The following is an 18591-nucleotide window of genomic DNA, read 5'->3' as shown; positions in this document are numbered from 1 at the left end:
AGGTCGCGACGTCGTTAAGGCGGCGGAAAGGAATAAGCGCAGATGTACAAGGTTCTCGTAATTGGATGTGGCGGCTCAGGTGCTAAGACCTTGGCGTACATGATGGATCAGTTGCGTGCTGACCTAGCGGTCCATGGGATTAAGGAGATCCCAGGTTGCTGGCAATTCCTCAACGTGGACACCCCGCTGCAGGAGGAAGAGGGCAAGGCCGTCGGATCTGTAAGCAAACAGGGCGGCGCCTACGTCGCTTGCGGTGTGGCCTCAGGCGATTACGCCGTCGTTGACCAGTATCTCACCGAGCACCTGCAACGCAGTGCCCCAGACGGGCTGCGGCAATTGGCTTCCTGGATGCCCCGAGCACCACGCGACGTCGCCTTCCCCGTCACCGTGGGTGCCGGCCAGTTCCGGGGTATCGGCCGCCTGCTAATGCTGACCAAGATCAGTGATGTCTCCCGGGCGGTGCAGGCCGCCATGGCTCGCATGGCCTCACCCGAGTCCCAGGCGCAAGCAGCCAGAGTCGCTGCCGCGGTGCCTGGCGTCGGCTCGGCCCCAGATACCGCTGCGCCTCCCATGGTTCTGGTGGTTTCCTCCATGGCAGGTGGCTCTGGTGCCTCCATGACCCTGGATGTTTGCCGCCTGGTAGCGGGTGCTAACACCACCCCAGCTATCGACCCGCAAAACATCTCCGTATTCCTCTACACCGCCGAAGCCTTCAACTCCGTGCCCACCCACCTGCGCGCAGGCATGCCCGGCAACACCCTGGCCATGCTGGGGGAGATTGTGGCTGCCCAGGCGGGTGCCGCAGGCACCACCGCCAGTCAGGACGAGGCCCTCTATGCTTCTCTGGGCCTTAACAACCGCGCGCCGCGGGCCTTCAAGCGCGTTACCCCTATAGGTTTGAAGGCCGGTGGCACTGGCGCAGTTTTCGGCGACGGCACCTCAGAAGGCGTATTCCGGGGCATAGGGCGCGGCCTAGCCCGGTACATTTCCTCACCGGCCTTCCGTGACTTCGTAAGCTATGACATCGCGAATATGGTCGTGGTCCCCAACCGTGAGCTGGTGGGCTGGGGCGTAGACCCTACTGATACCGCCTGGTCCTCCTTCGGCTATGCCTCCCTGTCCACCGGTCGTGACCGCTACGCCGAATACGCCGCCCAACGCATTGCCCGCCGCGCTGTGGACCACGCGCTGGATGGCTTCAAACTCCCAGGGGACACCACCGGTGACACTCAGCGCCTGGCCGATCTGTGGGCCAACCGCGCGTCCCTGGAACTGTCCCGCCTGGGCCTGCCACAACCCGCCAGCGGAACTGTTTTAGCTGGCAGTCAGGCGGTGGACCAGGCCACAGTCTCCTGGATCCTTTCCGAGCAGAGCAGCGCCACCGTCAACGAGCGCACCCTGCGTGAGCGCGCCCGCGAGGTGGTCAACGCCCTGTTTAGCCGCAAGATGACCACTATGGGAGGCATCACCCCGGCTGACTGGGCTGACACCAACGAACGCTGGCTTATGAGTCAAGCACCCCAGGTCACCGCGGAACTCAGCCGCATCGCCTCGGTCATGGCCCTTACCTTGGCCCAGGAGCTGGCCCAGCACCTAGCTGAAAACACCCGCCTGGACGTGGCCGAGCTGGGTATTCCTTTCGCCCTGACCGTCCTGACCCATCTGCGCCAAAGTGGCGGCGTGCTGCTCATGCTGGCAGACCATCTCCAGGTCATTGGCGCTGCTGAGCGCACCCAGCCGCTGGCCGCACCCGCAGGCATGATGCAGCGGGTCCGCGCCATGGGTAAGGGCACTCTTGGCTCTGAGGGCTTGCAAGGTCTAGAGAACGAGATGCAGGCCTCGCTGAGCGAGCAGGTCTTCTTCTGGCTGGCCGCCCAGGTGGCGCAGGATCTGGCCCCTGTGGTGCGGGATCTGGCTGCCTCCGGCGTCAAGCCCCTGGAAAACGTCCTTAACGATGCGCGCAAGGTATTGGAGTCCGCTCGCGCTGATAAGCGCAGTGCCTTCGGGGTGGCGGACGTAGCCACTGACCTCTATGCAGCTTGGCCAGAGGAGGCTCAGCCGGGTCAAGGGCAGACCGCTGTGGTGCCCCGGCGCTTCGCCACCGCGCACAATGAGGTGGTGCTCATGGAGGTGGGCACCTACGCGAACAGCTTCTCCATGCATGTCAAGGATGCTGCCCCCGCTGGTGCCCGAGATGAGGTGGCCAAGGCCTACCAGGCAGTGGTGCAGGAGGTTATCACCGGCGTGTGGGAGCAGGGCGCTGGTGATCCCGCTCCCGCAGACCTGCTGACGGTCGCCACTTCCTGGGTGCCTCAGGGCCTACCTGGCGCCACTCAAGGCAGCCTGCCCACTCCCGCTCGCTACGAGCTGCGCCTGCGTCCCGCAGATCTGTTGGGCCGGGCTCGCGCCTTCGTCAGTCGCCGAGGAGAGGCCTTCGAGGCCTTTACTTCCCAGTCCCTGCGTGGCTATTTGAATGATGAGACCGTTGGGGAGCACGAGCGTGAGCAGCGCGCCAAAGCTATTTTGGCGGGGCTGGGGCGCGCCCTGGAGATGGCTCGCCCGCTGGTGGAGATTGACGAGCAGGTCTACGCCCGGTTGCACAACGGGGACTTCCCCCGCCTGACCTTCAATTTCTCTACTATCCCCTTCCGCAACCAGGTGGTGGCTGCGGAGTTCCTAGAGCAACTGCGCCACTCAGACACCTTTGATACCGACCTGGTGACAGCTAGCTTTGAGCGCAACCTTGGGGACGACGACGTCGCGCGTGTGGACGTCTTTGGCTCTTACCCGCGCACCCTGCCAGTGGCTTACTCCGGGCTACTCAAATCCGTGGCGGAGGTGTGGGATGCGGCCTCCAGTTCCGCCGGAGCACGTCAGTCCTTCTGGCAGTTCCGCCGCGCCCGCCCCCTGCCCGGTGGCCTACCCGTGGGCGATGACGAGCGCCGCGCCATGGTGCGCGGTTGGTGGGCTGCGACCCTGGCCGGAGGCATTGCACGTGACCCGTGGAGCCAGGTTGACGACCAGCACCCTGTGCGCATCTGGGACCGGGAGAACCGGGAATGGGCGGAGTTCCCAGCTCCCATGCTCACTCCGCCGTCGCAGATGATTTCTCCTAACGCCTGGCTACCTGCTGTGTTGGAGTCCTCGCTGCTCGCCTACCTGCGGGTGGGCCGCGACGGCCTAGCAGCCTTCCGCCCCTGGGCGGTGCTGCGGCGCTGGGCTGACGACGGCGCCAACGGCCATCAGGAACGCTTTGGCTCCGCCACACCGGTAGAGACCATGCTCGCCACCCTGCTTAGCGACGGCGCCGTAGACGGCCTCACCCCAGTGGTAAACCTGTCGGTCACCACCTCCGCCGAGGAGCGCAGAACCACCCTGCTGGCCTTCGTGGACGCTGTCTGCCAAGACCTAGAGACCAACTACCTACCCGGTCCCGGCAAAGCAGACGAACCGGGTCACTGGACCAACTTCCGCCGTCGTGAATTAGTAGCCACCGCCCCCCTCAGCATTGACCTAGCTCAGGAGATGCTCACCGAGCTAAAAGCTGTGCGTGAGGTCTTGGCCAAGATCACCCCCGCAGGCGCCCCCGCTGCTGCAACCAACCTCGGTGGGATGGAGTACTGAAATGCACCAAAACCAGCCGTCCCAGAACACCGAGGTGCGGGATACCGCCGTCGTCTTCATCGCTCCTCCCAGCCAGCGGCCCCTGCTGGCAGCCTTGACTGATCTCTCTGCTTCGGGAGTGCTTGCCCCCTTCCACTGGATTGAGTCGGTGCCAGAGCCCAGGGATAATCGCTCATTCCATGACCCCAGCACGGTCGCCGTGGTGCAGGGGCGCAGCACTGTCACCAGCTTTGCCCCGGTGGCCAACCGCTACGGCCTGACGCGGGTACGTCTGCTGGTGGTAGTGCCTGTTGGACACCCCTCCCAGGATGCTCTCAGCGCCAACGCAGAGTTGCACTTCCAAGGCCTGGGTATCGCCGGAGGTGCCGTGCGCGAATGCGTGCGAGTGCTGGTGCCCTGGAGCGATCAGCCCCTGCCTGCTGAACTCGGGCACCAGGGCTGGAACAACGTCATGCTCTCCCCAGAATCCACTGCGGACCCCGCCTACAGTGCCAATGGCTGGTGGCAACACCCCGAGTTAGTAGCAGGCGCCGCCGCCGTCGGCCTAGCCGCCCAAGCCGGAATCTGCGGCGCCGTTGAGCGTGCTCCCCAAGAGAACTCTCCGGCGAGTGGTTCCACTTATGTGGAGGTCGCCCGCAGCTTCGTGCGTGTCACAGACGCCCACGCCGTAGAAGACCTGCTACGCGGCCAGGTCACCAAGGTCGGCGCCACCTACCCGCAGCCGATCCGTGGTGAGACTCAGCAGTGGATCAACGCCTTCCCAGACCCGGCTGGGCGCGTTATGGCCGCCGCGCAGACCTGGCATCAGCGCCACACGGCCACCTTGCGCCGCCCCATGGCGGAGCTGCCCGCGTCCGGCGCTGAACGCTCGGTGGGAGCCTGGAAAGCCATCACCTTGTTCTTCTCCTTCCTAGCTAAGGCAATTATGGGAGCGCCCAGTGACTGGCTGCGCTCGCGGGTACGTGCCATGAAGACGACGGTGGCGCGCTCAGTGGCGCAGACCGTCTTTGGTGAGGGCTCGCAAGTGCGGGTGGTTGTGGGCGGAGTTGACGACACGGGACAACCCGTGGGCTGGCGAGAGCTGGCTACCGCCGCTGCCAATGCCAGCGCCACTATGCCTGCTGATTTCCCCAGCTCTGGGCAACACGGTGCCAGGGACTTCGGTGCCTTGTGGAAGGACCTGCTGGACGGCTCGATCTCTTTGCTGTCTGGCTCCAACTGCGAAAGTCTGGGCATTGCAGCCTACGAAGGCTACGTGCCCCAACGCGGTCTGGTGGCCCCCTCCGCCGCTGAGAACTCATATGTTTTGCAGCAGAATCTAGGTGCTTTGCCGGCGGGCACTGCCATTGCCCCCTGGGATGCGCTGGAGGTCGAGCATATCGACCGCGCCTTGCGGCGCGCAGCAGCAGGCTCTGACGCGCAGGCGCAGTCCGCGCGAGAGCAGCTGGGGCGCCTAGAACAGTGGCGCCGCACTTGTGAAGCCAGCTTTATCCCCTTGCTAGGACGTTCTCTGGCCACCACCTTTGAAGCCACTCGCGCAGACATTGCCTTCCTGAGCGCTCAGCTCCAAGAGCTCGTATCTCAGGACCTGGGCCCGGAAACTGAGCGCAAGCAGCGCCGCCTGGCCAAGATCCTGCGCTTGATGCTGCTGGCGCTGCTGGTGGTCGTGGGTGTGCCACTGGTACTGACACTTCTGGGAAGCATCGGCTGGATGCTTATGGCCATCATCTCTGTGGTTGCAATCATTGTCTGGCTGGTGGCCTCGGTTATCACCTTTGTGAAGCGGCAACGAGAAGTATTCCAGTTGCTCTTTAGGGCCGAGGACCAGGAACAGCGGGTACCTCTGCTCACCGCAAACCTGCGCCTAGCGGTGGAGGACCTGGCCGCGCAGGGGGCCGCCTACAGCCAGTTCGAGCAATGGGCCACGATCACCACCACCTTTATTTCTGACCCCTTGGGGGAGCGGGCCACGCAGCGTACCGACCGCGAGCATGAGACCGTGCTGCCTGCAGCTTTGCAGCGGGTCAAGGTTGAAGCTGAGCCGGGCCACGTGGCCGACGTCGCTGCGGAGCTACGCGGACGGGTTTTCCGGGTCGGTTGGCTCAATGACGCCTGGGAGGCCATGTACCGCACCGTCAAGGAAGACCTCACCCCGGAGCAAAGGACCCGCTTCAACAACCGCCAACTGGACTTGCTGACGGAACAGGGCACCCCGGGCTCAGCAATCAGCAACTGGGCTCAGGCACTCGCACTTAAGGGCGTGCGTTCCTCTGCTGGTGCGGAGCACTGGACCCGGTGCTTGGAAGTGTTGGCTAGCCGCTCTGGTATTGAACTAGAGCTGGAGGCGGTGTTGCCGGGCCAGGGACGCCGTCGCCTGCCTGATTACCGCCGTGATTTAGAGTCCGCACAGCCGCGGTCTGTCGTGCCTGATGTCCTGGGCGCGGGAGCGCGCTCGGGCGGTAGGGCACTGACCACCTCGGCTGGGCACTGGTTCGCTGAGTCTAATGAGGGCTTGAGCCAGACCCTGGTGCTGGTGGCATCCACTCAACCCGTGCCAGCCGCTGACTTTTTCTACCCTGAGCCAGCAGGCAATATGCCGAGCTTCCGATTGGAAGAGCCTGAATATAGTGGTTACGGTTCAGCACAGCCGCCAAGCTCCGCCCCGGATGCGGAAAGCTCCGCCCCCAGCTCGCCTTTTGGCAACCTTGAGTACTGAGTCGCCTGTGTTCAGCCTCCTGCCCTAACCATCCCGTGTCCTCGAAGGAACAGATCAATGCCAGTCAGCCTGCGTGATTTCATGAACGCGATGACCCAGTGGGCCAGCGACGTCGCCAGTGAGGAGGCTCGTGCGGAGCTGCCGCCCTCGTCTTGGATGAAGGTGCGCGCTGCTGGCACGGAAGTGCCTGGCGGCACCGTGTTCTCCCCTGCGGTTATTGTGCAGATGGTGTTGGCGGGGCGCATAGAACTCTACGAGACGGTGGCGGCGCCATTGGCACAGTGGCTAAACCAGCGGTTTGGACCCGCGGACTCCGACGGCGTCGCGGCGCAGGCGGGGGCCCAGGCTCTGCCAGGGCAGGATCCAGCCATCACTCAGCAGGCTGCCCCAGAGATTGCCGCTGCAGCCGCCTCAACGGATCGTCCGGCTGTAACGGGGGCACCTTCGGTTCAGTCCGATGCCGATTTCTCAGCCTCTACGCCAGCTGCCGGAGCTGCATCCTCAGCCGAGCCGTCTACAGCGACGGTGCCCCCGGCCTCCGCGCCAGCGTCCACGGCGGCGTCATCCAGCAGTTATCCGGCCCCCATGGAGGAGCCGCAAGAGACCTTCCAGTTCCCCACCTACGACTTTTCGCGCGACGACCTGGACTCCGCTGAGGCGGAGGGGCAGCACATTCCGGTGACCGTGGAACGCTTTGAGGACCGTTTGCGCTATACCTGGCCAGACCCGGGCGAAGGCGAGGTCTATCGCGTCATCGTCTCCGACATGGAGGACCCGTACAGCCCCGACGACTTTGAGGAGGTAGCTGCAACCCGCAGCACTCAAGCCTGGGATTCCACTCCCACTACCACGGCGGTGCGCTTCGTGACGGTCTGGGCGTACCAGTGCATTGGCGATTCCTTAGGGCAGTGCCGCCGGGTTGCCTCCAAGGTGGTTGTGCACGATCTGCAGGACTGGGAATTGAACATGGAGCAGGAGACCGGCTCTGTGGTGGGCAGCTGGGTGCCGCCGGTGGCCCCTGCGGGACTCACCGCCAAGGTCTTGGCTGCCCGCCTACCGCTGGACCAGCCGCCCGGACGCTTCATCCGCAACGCCTCCTGGCTCAGCTACGAGATTCCCAACAATGGCTCCGGCTTCCGGGACTCGGAGGTGGTGGGTGGCAAGAAGTACAACTATGTGGCCGCCGTCGAGGTGACCTCTAATGGCCAGGTACACAGCTCCAAACCGGTGTTGCGCTCGATTGTGCCGGAGGTGGTTGTAGAACGGATTGCTGACCTGACGGCGGTCGAAGTGCCTGACCCAGATGGGCTGCGCCCCTCCACCCTCACTGTCAGCTGGAGCCAAGACCCAAACACCAAAGTGGCTTTGTACCGCACACAGAAACCCGTGTCGGCAGAGGCTCGTTCGCGTGACGAAATCCCCGTGACGAGTCTGGCTGATGCGAACCTCACGGAGGACTCACGGATCAGCACTAAGCTCGCGCAGTTGGCAGAGATCCCTGGTTCCACTAGGTGCCAGTTAACGCTCACTGACGTGCCTTGGCCCGATGGGGAGGACTGGGACGCGGTGTATCTCACCCCGGTCACGCTGCGTTCAGAGGATCTGGCAGTGATCGGCACGCCGCTGCGGCTCAAGCGGGCAGGTGGGGTGCGCAACCTGACCTTGGTACGCCGTCTTAGCTGGGACCTGGTCACCTTCACCTGGCCTGGTGATGCGGCCTCGGTGGAGCTGCGGCACACCCTGCCCGGGCAGACGATGGACCCTGCCACTCCGCCAGTGTTAACCGTCGATAAGGAGCTGTACCGGGACCGTGGCGGCTTTGTACTCTCGCCGGCGCTGCCACCCCAAGGTGGTGCCTTACACCTGAACTCTCTGACTTATCTGGAGGGCAAACAGATCCCCTCGCCGGTGGCCTCCGTGGTGGTGCCTCCGCGTTGGGTCTATGCGTACCAGCTCGATTGGCCTGGCGAGGTATTTGGTCTCAAAGGCTTTGGGCGCGCGGCTGCGGCGGTGCTCCGGCAGACCTATGTGGAGGTGCAGGTGCGGGCCCTACAAGGCTTCACTGACCCTAGGGGGGCCGTCAGCATGGTGCTGCTCCACAACCCTGAGCGCTTGCCATTGAGCCCCGAGGACGGCGAGGCCGTGCCCTTGTACACAGAACGTCCCACCAAGGATGGCGGCCAGCAGACAGTTATATTGGTGGCGCTGCCAGGTGATCAGGGAGCGGTGAATTTGTGGTTTGACCACGCGAAGCTGTCCCCAGGCTATTTGCGCTTAATGATCAACTCCTCGTCCACCTCCCAAATCAATCCTGAATATGGACAGCTGGCCCTGGAGCACTACGCACTGGTGGATCCAGATCTGAACAGCCTGACCAAACGGCGGTGAGGTGATGAGTATCGACTCGGGCCAGGCTGCCGCATCCCGCCAGGGAACTAGAGCGGCAGAGCAGCTCCTTTACTCCAATGTGGACCGGGTGGTTGACGGCCGATCCACCTCCGGGTGGCAGACCATGGAGGTCTCTTCCGGGCTGGATGAGGCTGCTAGCAAGCTCCTGCTCAATCTGGTGGAGCCTATCCTCAACCCGCCCCGCGCCTTGCCTGGCTTTCCCACCCCGGAAGAGGTGGCGACGGCGGAAAGGCGGATGGCGCAAACCCCTTTGGGAATCGGCACGGCCCTGGTGCATACCGCGCCTGCGGGCGTGGACACCACTGGCCGGCCCAATACGATCAGCCACGTGTTGCTCCTGCCGGAGCAGCCTGCGCCCACAGTGCCGACGGCGGCGCTGTGGCGTTCCGCTGGCTGGGTGGTGCCTTTTGGGCCGGAGCAGGTGCGGGAGGCGAGCCTGCCTGATCCCGCCGCCATAGTGCCTGGCATGGCGGTCACTGAGGATACGGTGGCGGCTTTCATCGCTGCTGCGCCACGGGGGCCCGTCCTCGCAGCGCTCGCTGACGCTCTGGAAGAGCGGCTGATTCAGCGCCTGGCAGGTGCGGACTGCTCAGTGCAGCCGACGTCGGTGGTGGCGGTGGCTTGCGATTCCACCGATGAGGCCGCCCTTTGGGTGGCTTGCCTGCAGCTGACCTGCGCGCCTGCGACCACCGGGCGGCTGGGCTTTTCCACGCTGGAGCGAATCGCGGGCTCTAGAGACCTGGAGCGGGTGGCTGGCAAAGGTCTGGACTTGGTGTTCATGCCTAGATCTGACCTAGAGGCTGCGGGTCGTGCCAAGGCGCTAGTCATTGACCCGGCGGCACCCCCTACGGAGTTACCTCGTACGGGATGGGGCCGCTTGGTCTATGCCGTCGCCCAAAACTTGGGTTCCTGGATGGCTGGCACGCAGGCGCAGCGGGATATCCTCAGCTTACTTAGCGACCACCGCACCTTGTCTCCCGGTTGGCCCCTGGCGGTGGCAGAGTGCTGCGATCCGGGGCTGCTGGGTGACATAGCGGGCACCGGCTTAGACGAGTCCATCGAGCATGAACTCGTGGTTTGTTGGCCCGCAGAGCTAAGCAATCAGCCATATCTGGCCCAGGTAATCTCAGCTCGCGTGCTGGGTTCCTCCACCCAGGATCCCGCGCGTTGGTGGAAACGCCTGGAGGCGATCCCAGATAACCAGAGGCTGAACACTGTGGTCGCGGGGTTGGTCTCTAAGTACCTAGAGACCGCTGCTCTTTCCCGTGAATGGCTCTTGGACCCGCAGCGGCAGCCTGACCCGGGCACTCATCGCTTCTTGCGCACCTGGAGCGCGGCCCCAGAGAACGCCTCCGCGTTATCCGGCCTGCTTAGAACCATGCTGCGCACGGTGGAGTCCCAGGGACCGGATCTGCTGCTCCGATTGGTACTTGCTGATCGGCTGATTCGCGACGGTATCCAGCTGCCGGGCGATTACGTGGACGAACTCTTGCAAGGCGTGTGCGCGCTGTTGATTCAGCCGCGTGGCAGGGACTTGGAACGGCTGTTGGCGACGCCGATCAGCCAGTCGACCCGTGCGCTGCTCGCACAGCGGGTGGATGTGATGCTTCAGGCGGAGGCGGTAGCAGCAGCACCTTGGACACTTCCCGCTCATTTACCCGGTCCTCTGGTCTGGGCTGCACAAGACCTTGACCACCTTGGTCCTTGGCTCGGCGGGGAACTGGCAGCTGCGGTGGTTTGCGGCAATCTGGGTGCACGTGCGCTGCCGGAGGGCACCGACGCCGTCGCGGCGCTGATAGACGGTGCCGCCCGCTCGGGACTGCAGCTGCGCTGTACTCCAGAGTTAGTCGAACAGCTGGCGTATCAGCTCACGCCAGAACAGGCACGGCGCCTCCCAGATGGCATGCTTGACCGCGATGAACTGCTCACTGCAGTCGCGCTGGCTCATCCTGATAATGACGCATCGCAGGAGCTGGCGACTTGGTTCCTGCAGCGCCGACGCCACCCGGTTCAGCAGCTTGTATCGGTTCGGATGCAAGGGTTCTCCGTCCATACGGCTCGTTGTGTGGTGACTATGTTCAGTCGCTTCCACCTGCTGGGACTACCGCCGGCTTCCGCGCAGGTCCTGTGCCAAAACGTGCTGGAGGCATTGTCACAGCTAGTTATGGAGGCAAATGGGCCTCGGCGGAGCTCTTTGGGTCGTGCCCGGGACAAGGCATTGGCGGGCCTGCTGCTAAGCGTGTGGCAGCAGCACCCGGTTTCCCAGGTGCCTGCGTGGGTCACACCGGAGCTATTGGCTGGCCTGCCGAGCAGGCTGCAGGAAGACCCGACCTTGGTGTCCCCCGTAAACGCGGCAGAGGTGGAAGCTTGGCTGCAGATGCCCACTGCGCTTTTGTTTTGGTGCTCGAATAAGGACAGGACGCCGGATGAATGGGCGGCCCATGTGGACCATCATCTGCAGACCTTTGACGCCGCAGAAAGAGCCTCTGTGCCCGCACTAGTGGGGCGTGACGATGCGGCGCTAGCAGTCTGCCGAGCTTGTCTGGCCACGCAAAACCAGGACGATCAAGGTGCCTTGGCTGAACGCTTGGTCCAACTGGTAGGTAATCCGCCAGGCTTCAGCAAGTGGTTCAACAAGAGTGTCTTAGCTCCCGCAAACGGGCCGGTATCAGGGCTGCGACGGCTCTTCGGTTCGCGCGGATCATCCACCGGAAAGGAATCCCATGCCTGAAATCCTCAGAAGCGGAGAATGGGAGCGCCAGGTCCTCCCTGAGCTTGGTGCGCTGGAATTGAACTTGCTGGCGCAACGCACCCCAGCACAGTTGGAGGTGTTGGGCACTGCCACCAAGCCCAAGTACTTGGGTGGGGGGCGTAGTACTGTGGCTTTCCCCGTCAAGTCAGTGCTGGCTGGCACTCCGGTGACGGTGCGGGGTATCGCTACCGGTGGGCATCCTTTCGGCGTCGGTGAGACCGTGGACCTAGTGATCTCGGCTGGTGGTGGCCAACAGTCTTGGGTGTTGCGTGGCTTGGATATTGCGGGTCAAGTTGAAAGCGCGTTGGTGCGTTTGGAACGTACTCCGCAGGGCTTGGTCCTCACCCCGGGGGAGGGCGGGAACGCCACTTTGGGCCTGGGCGGTTGGTGCGTGCGCCGTCGTCAGGAGTCGGGGCAGGCTTTTGTTCCCACGATCACCGAACTGGGCCTGGACACTTCCGTATCCATGCGCCCTCACGCCGGTCGTTTGGCTGCTTTACAGCGCTTCATGGAGGAGATGGCGCAGACGGCGGGGGTGCCTGCTCCAACAGTGCGTCGGCTCCCCGTGGGGGGTGCTGAGGCTCAGGGGGTGGGTGCGGTGGATTACCAACGGGGTGGCAGTGAGCGGCCAGTGCTATTGACGGACGCCCCACCCACTTTGGGAGACACAGAATGCCTACTATTTGGTCCTGCTGAGCTGCTTACCGCTTTGCCCACCCCCGGCGCTTTGGCGCTTACAGAGGCGGCCTGGGTTGAGCTGGAGCGGGAGGATCGTGCCTTCGGTACTGCCACGCTTGACGTGCTCACCCCTTTGCTTGACTGGCTTACCCGCCCCACCTCAGAGATCGGAGCCACCCGATGAAATCCGCTTGCCCCTATTGCTTTACGCGTCTTGGCGTTAAAGAGGTGGTTTATCGGTGCACTTCTGGTACCTGTCAGATGGAGCCGGACCGGGCTGCTACTGAGCTTGCGGGCTATGACGTGGCCACCACGCGTATGTTCCGGCAGGTGATCTCGGAGTCGGTGCCTGCTTTGCCTAGCATGATCCCGTGTCGGGTCTGTAACTCAGCCTGTACACAGGAGGTCTGCCCCACTTGCCATCAGGACTTACCGCCACGCTGGCGTGACCGGCGGGTGTTTACCATGGCCGTCACAGGTGCGCGTGGTGCGGGTAAGTCCGTTTATATTGCGGTGGCGGTGGAGATGTTGAGCCGCTACGCCAAGGTTCGGGGCTGGACCGTTAGCCCGGAGACCACCGGCACACAAGAGGTGTACGCCGAGCGTTATTACAAGCCGTTGTTCAAAGAGAACAAAGTCATGGATGGTACCCCGCCTCTCTCCGGCGGTGGTGCGTACCAGCGGGACCCGATGATCTGGACGGTTGCTGGCTTGCCGGAGGGACCGCTGGAGATTGTTATGCGGGATGCAGCTGGTGAGGATCTGGAGAAACTAGCGGGAGCTCGCCCAGACTATTCTTTCATTGATCGGGCAGATCTGGCTATCTTCCTATTTGACCCTATGCTGCTTGACTCTGTGAGTCAGGTGCTGACGGGGATTATTCCGGATGTGGACGATACTCGTCTGGGAGACAAGCCCAGTGAAGTTCTGCCCAAGGTATTGGCTCAGACCCACTCCGGCGTCACCAATTTCGCCTTGGTCATTTCCAAGTTCGACGCTATGCAACAGCTGCCGCAGGCCAAGAATCCCCTTGCGGCGGTGTTCGCCAACCCGGCGGCGCATTTTAACCAGGACGCTACGATGCAGCGCGCGGCTCTGCCTCCCGCGCAGGCGGCGGTGGAATTCGAGGCTGACTCTGTGTTCTTGGATGCGGAAGTGCGCTCTATGTTTGAGCGGATCAATGAGCGGTCCGTGACGCTTTTCGCAGATCAGGCTTTACATGACAGGCGGATCGCCCAGCTGCGGCATTTTGTGTCCTCCGCGGTGGGTGAGTGCCCAATTCACGCCAATCAGCTGACTGAGCGCGGCATTTCTCCCTTCCGTGTGCTTGACCCGATCCTGTGGGGGCTAGGCCTCAAAGGTATCCAGTTCTAAGTCGCCCCGCAGGCTAATAGTTCCAGGGTGGCGGAGCCCACGCCCGTTTAGGCCCCTTCGCCCTGGCGGGGCGGCGCCGTCGCCGTGTAGCCTCTGCTGCGGTGCCCGCTGACCGGGTGCCGTTCTCCAATCCGTTCCCAGCGGCCCCGGCGCTTCTATGCGCGCCGACGTCGTGACGCGGGTCTGCCGCGGCGGGAACCGACGGGTCTCCATGACTGGAGGCTCCGGGCGTGGGCCGTGCGAGCGGACCTGCGGGCCGGCCGCCCCTTGAGGTGATGCGCGTCGCGGACCGGGGGACGGCCCGGGTGGCAGGCAGCAGTTTTGTTCGATGCACTGAAGATGGAGAATCAGTAGTGCCCACCATTCAGCAGCTGGTCCGCAAGGGCCGCTCAACCAAGCGTTCGACGTCCAAGACGCCGGCGCTGAAGGCCAGCCCGCAGCGTCGTGGCGTGTGCACCCGCGTGTACACCACCACGCCAAAGAAGCCGAACTCCGCTCTCCGTAAGGTTGCCCGTGTCCGCCTGTCCACAGGTATTGAGGTCACGGCTTATATCCCCGGTGAGGGCCACAACCTCCAGGAGCACTCGATCGTGCTCGTTCGTGGTGGTCGTGTGAAGGACCTTCCCGGTGTCCGTTACCACATCGTGCGCGGCTCCCTCGACACCCAGGGTGTTAAGGGCCGCCAGCAGGCACGCTCCAAGTACGGCGCCAAGAAGGAGAAGAAGTAATGCCACGTAAGGGTCCCGCACCCAAGCGGCCGCTCGCCGTCGATCCCGTCTACGGCTCCCCGGTCGTCACCCAGCTGGTGAACCGCGTCCTGCTTGACGGCAAGAAGTCCACCGCTGAGCGCATCGTTTACGGCGCCCTGGAGGGCGTGCGCTCCAAGACGGACCAGGACCCGGTCTCCGTGCTCAAGCGCGCCCTGGACAACATTCGCCCTGCGCTGGAGGTCCGCTCCCGCCGCGTCGGTGGTGCCACCTACCAGGTGCCGGTCGAGGTTCGGCCTGGCCGCGCCACCACCCTGGCGCTGCGCTGGCTCGTGGACTACTCCCGGCAGCGCCGCGAGAACACCATGACTGAGCGTCTCACGAACGAGATTCTGGACGCCTCCAACGGTCTTGGTGCTGCGGTTAAGCGTCGCGAGGACATGCACCGCATGGCTGAGTCCAACAAGGCCTTCGCTCACTACCGCTGGTAATTCCAGCTGCACGTCGGTCGGGGCTCGCCCCCGGCGGGAACCGGCCGACGTCGTCAAGACTCACCTCACTAAAGAAGGACACCACCAGTGGCACTTGACGTGCTGACAGACCTCATCAAGGTCCGCAACATCGGCATCATGGCCCACATTGATGCCGGTAAAACCACCGTGACTGAGCGCATCCTGTTCTACACGGGCATTAACTACAAGCTCGGCGAGACGCATGATGGCGCCTCGACGATGGACTGGATGGAGCAGGAGCAGGAGCGCGGTATCACCATTACCTCCGCGGCCACCACCTGCTTCTGGAAGAAGAACCAGATCAACATCATTGACACCCCTGGCCACGTGGACTTCACGGTTGAGGTTGAGCGCTCCCTGCGTGTGCTCGACGGCGCCGTCGCGGTCTTTGACGGTAAGGAGGGTGTGGAGCCGCAGTCGGAGACGGTGTGGCGCCAGGCGGACAAGTACAACGTTCCGCGTATCTGCTACATCAACAAGATGGACAAGCTGGGCGCGAACTTCGACTTCTCCGTCCAGACCATCCGTGACCGCCTCCACGCCACCCCGATCGTGATTAACTTCCCGATCGGTGCGGAGAACGAGTTCTCCGGCCTGGTTGACGTCCTAGAGATGCGGGCCATCCGCTTCCCGGAGAAGGACGCTGACGGTCAGGACACTCGCGGCTCCGTCGTCGAGTACGAGGAGATTCCCGCTGAGCTCCAGGCCAAGGCTGAGGAGCTGCGCGCTGAGCTGGTTGAGACGGTCGCTGAGGCCGATGACGAGCTCATGGAGAAGTACCTGGAAGGTGAGGAGCTCACGGTCGCCGAGCTGAAGGCCGGCATCCGCAAGCTCACCACCGCTGGCAAGGCCTTCCCGGTTCTGGCTGGCTCCGCCTTCAAGAACAAGGGCATTCAGCCGGTGCTGGACGCGGTGCTGGACTTCCTGCCTTCACCGCTGGACGTGCCGGATGTTGAGGGCACCCTGCCCAACGATGAGGAGCAGACCGTCACCCGCAAGGCTGACGAGAACGAGCCCTTCTCCGCCCTGGCTTTCAAGGTGGCCACGCACCCCTTCTACGGCAAGCTCGTGTATGTGCGCGTGTACTCCGGCAAGGTGGCGCAGGGCGAGCAGGTCCTCAACGCCACTAAGGGCAAGAAGGAGCGCATCGGCAAGCTGTTCCAGATGCACTCCAACAAGGAGAACCCGGTGGAGTCGGCTCACGCCGGCCACATTTACGCTTTCATCGGCCTGAAGGATGTCACCACCGGTGACACCCTGTGCGCCCAGAGCGCTCCGGTGATCCTGGAGTCCATGACCTTCCCGGACCCGGTGATCCACGTGGCCATCGAGCCCAAGACCAAGGGTGACCAGGAGAAGCTGGGTGTGGCCATCCAGAAGCTCTCCGAGGAGGACCCAACCTTCACGGTTGAGCTTGATGAGGAGACCGGCCAGACCGTCATCGGCGGTATGGGTGAGCTGCACCTGGACGTCTTTGTTGACCGTATGCGCCGTGAGTTCAAGGTGGAGGCCAACGTCGGTAACCCGATGGTCGCCTACCGTGAGACCATCCGCAAGAAGGTGGACAAGGTCGAGTACACCCACAAGAAGCAGACCGGTGGTTCCGGTCAGTTCGCGAAGGTGCTTATGTCCTTCGAGCCCCTTGAGGTCACTGAGGCCGAGGAAGGTGAGGAGAAGAAGCACTACGAGTTCGTCAACGCCGTCACTGGTGGTCGCGTGCCGCGCGAGTACATCCCTAGCGTCGACGCGGGCGTTAAGGACGCCATGCTGACCGGTGTCCTGGCTGGCTACCCGATGGTGGACGTTAAGGCCACCCTCATTGACGGTGGCTACCACGAGGTCGACTCCTCTGAGATGGCCTTCAAGATTGCTGGCTCGATGGCGTTCAAGGAGGGTGCGAAGAAGGCCTCTCCGGTCCTCCTTGAGCCCGTGATGGCCGTGGAGGTCCGTACTCCTGAGGAGTACATGGGCGACGTCATTGGTGACCTGAACTCTCGTCGCGGCATGATCCAGTCCATGGAGGACGCCGTGGGTGTGAAGGTTGTCCGCGCCGCTGTGCCGCTGTCCGAGATGTTCGGCTACGTCGGTGACCTGCGTTCTAAGACGCAGGGCCGCGCCGTTTACTCGATGACCTTTGACTCTTACGCGGAGGTTCCTAAGAACGTCGCGGACGAGATCATCGCCAAGGCCAAGGGCGCCTGAGCCCAGCCGTGGTGGGGGAGGGGCCGGTGTGCCCGACCCCTCCCTACCTTGGCGGCCATGGTGTTACGCCTAACGCCGCCGTTCCAGTAAGATTTCCAAAAAACCACCGTAGACACGCTTTGCGTCGGACTCGCTAACATGGGTGAGTCGATACACGACGAAGAGCACTACCCGAGTCCCAGGAGGACACAAGTGGCCAAGGCCAAGTTCGAGCGGACCAAGCCGCACGTCAACATCGGAACGATCGGTCACGTCGACCACGGCAAGACGACGCTGACCGCTGCGATCTCCAAGGTTCTGCACGACGAGTACCCGGAGCTGAACCCCTTCACCCCCTTCGACGAGATCGACAAGGCTCCTGAGGAGCGGCAGCGCGGTATCACGATCAACATCGCGCACGTCGAGTACCAGACTGACAAGCGTCACTACGCCCACGTGGACGCCCCCGGTCACGCCGACTACATCAAGAACATGATCACTGGTGCGGCCCAGATGGATGGCGCCATCCTGGTGGTTGCCGCCACCGACGGCCCTATGGCCCAGACCCGCGAGCACGTGCTGCTTGCCCGTCAGGTCGGCGTGCCGGTCCTGCTGGTCGCCCTGAACAAGTGCGACATGGTTGAGGACGAGGAGCTGCTTGAGCTCGTCGAGATGGAGGTCCGCGAGCTGCTGTCCTCCCAGGAGTACGACGGCGACAACGCCCCCGTGGTGCGCGTCTCCGCTTTCAAGGCTCTGGAGGGTGACGCTGAGTGGACCTCGAAGATCAAGGAGCTCATGGACGCGGTTGACGAGTACATCCCGACTCCTGAGCGTGACATGGACAAGCCCTTCCTCATGCCGATTGAGGATGTTTTCACGATCACTGGTCGTGGCACTGTCGTTACCGGTCGTGTGGAGCGCGGCAAGCTGCCGATCAACTCTGAGGTTGAGATCCTCGGTATCCGTGAGGCTCAGAAGACCACCGTTACCGGTATCGAGATGTTCCACAAGCAGATGGACGAGGCTTGGGCTGGCGAGAACTGTGGTCTGCTGCTGCGCGGCACCAAGCGTGAGGATGTTGAGCGTGGCCAGGTTGTGGCCAAGCCCGGCTCCATCACCCCGCACACCGAGTTCGAGGGCCACGTTTACATCCTGACCAAGGATGAGGGTGGCCGCCACAACCCCTTCTACTCGAACTACCGTCCGCAGTTCTACTTCCGGACCACCGACGTCACCGGCGTCATCACCCTCCCCGAGGGCACCGAGATGGTCATGCCTGGCGACACCACTGAGATGTCCGTCCAGCTGATCCAGCCCATCGCCATGGAGGAGGGCCTCGGCTTCGCTATCCGTGAGGGTGGCCGTACCGTTGGCTCCGGTCGCGTCACCAAGATCATCAAGTGATGATCTGAGGCTTTAGGTCAGGCGCTTAGCGCCGATCCTGCGGGTGTCCCCCGTCTGGCAAGTCCAGGCGGGGGACACTTGTATTTATGTTGCGTTGTCCTCGTATCGGGTTCTCACGCTCTGTCCCAAGCTACGTGTTTTCACACGTAAGGCGTGGTAGTGCTGTCACCTGGGTACAAAAATGTAGATCTGAAAGGGGTAACAAAGTAGCCCCTTGGGTTGCAAGCAGGTATC

10 protein-coding genes are annotated in these 18591 nt (G+C 63.2%); all 10 read left to right on the top strand.

Going from position 1 to position 18591, the window contains the following annotated elements; genetic code table 11:
- Positions 1–42: 42 nt before the first annotated feature.
- The 10 genes from DR039_RS02940 (at position 43) to tuf (ending at position 18357) form a co-directional block, all read left to right on the top strand.
- Positions 43–3624: a tubulin-like doman-containing protein gene (locus DR039_RS02940; protein ID WP_111835875.1), complete on the top strand. Its 3582-nt coding sequence runs from the start codon at positions 43–45 to the stop codon at positions 3622–3624.
- Position 3625: 1 nt separating this feature from the next.
- Positions 3626–6340: a hypothetical protein gene (locus tag DR039_RS02935; RefSeq protein ID WP_111835874.1), complete on the top strand. Its 2715-nt coding sequence runs from the start codon at positions 3626–3628 to the stop codon at positions 6338–6340.
- A 57-nt stretch (positions 6341–6397) separates the two neighbouring features.
- Entirely contained in the window at positions 6398–8728 is a 2331-nt protein-coding gene (locus DR039_RS02930; protein ID WP_111835873.1) for a hypothetical protein, read from the top strand.
- A gap of 4 nt (positions 8729–8732) precedes the next feature.
- Entirely contained in the window at positions 8733–11480 is a 2748-nt protein-coding gene (locus DR039_RS02925; protein ID WP_126622304.1) for a GAP1-N2 domain-containing protein, read from the top strand.
- Entirely contained in the window at positions 11473–12363 is an 891-nt protein-coding gene (locus DR039_RS02920) for a hypothetical protein (protein WP_111835871.1), read from the top strand. Before DR039_RS02925 ends, DR039_RS02920 begins: the two co-directional genes overlap by 8 nt.
- A gap of 281 nt (positions 12364–12644) precedes the next feature.
- On the top strand, positions 12645–13553 hold the full coding sequence (locus DR039_RS02915; protein ID WP_229116747.1) for a hypothetical protein: 909 nt from the start codon (positions 12645–12647) through the stop codon (positions 13551–13553).
- Positions 13554–13906: 353 nt separating this feature from the next.
- On the top strand, positions 13907–14281 hold the full coding sequence (rpsL, locus tag DR039_RS02910; protein WP_111835869.1) for a 30S ribosomal protein S12: 375 nt from the start codon (positions 13907–13909) through the stop codon (positions 14279–14281).
- A complete protein-coding gene (gene rpsG / locus DR039_RS02905) occupies positions 14281–14751 on the top strand; it encodes a 30S ribosomal protein S7 (protein WP_111835868.1) in 471 nt (156 codons plus the stop codon). The genes rpsL and rpsG overlap by 1 nt, the downstream gene beginning before the upstream one ends.
- 87 nt (positions 14752–14838) lie before the next feature.
- On the top strand, positions 14839–16974 hold the full coding sequence (gene fusA, locus DR039_RS02900; protein ID WP_111835867.1) for an elongation factor G: 2136 nt from the start codon (positions 14839–14841) through the stop codon (positions 16972–16974).
- Positions 16975–17166: 192 nt separating this feature from the next.
- Positions 17167–18357: an elongation factor Tu gene (gene tuf / locus DR039_RS02895; RefSeq protein ID WP_111835866.1), complete on the top strand. Its 1191-nt coding sequence runs from the start codon at positions 17167–17169 to the stop codon at positions 18355–18357.
- Positions 18358–18591: the final 234 nt, after the last annotated feature.

Source organism: Actinomyces bovis (genome assembly GCF_900444995.1).
Lineage (GTDB): Bacteria > Actinomycetota > Actinomycetes > Actinomycetales > Actinomycetaceae > Actinomyces > Actinomyces bovis.
Note: the sequence above shows the minus strand (reverse complement) of the source record. Positions and strands in the feature narration are given on the sequence as shown.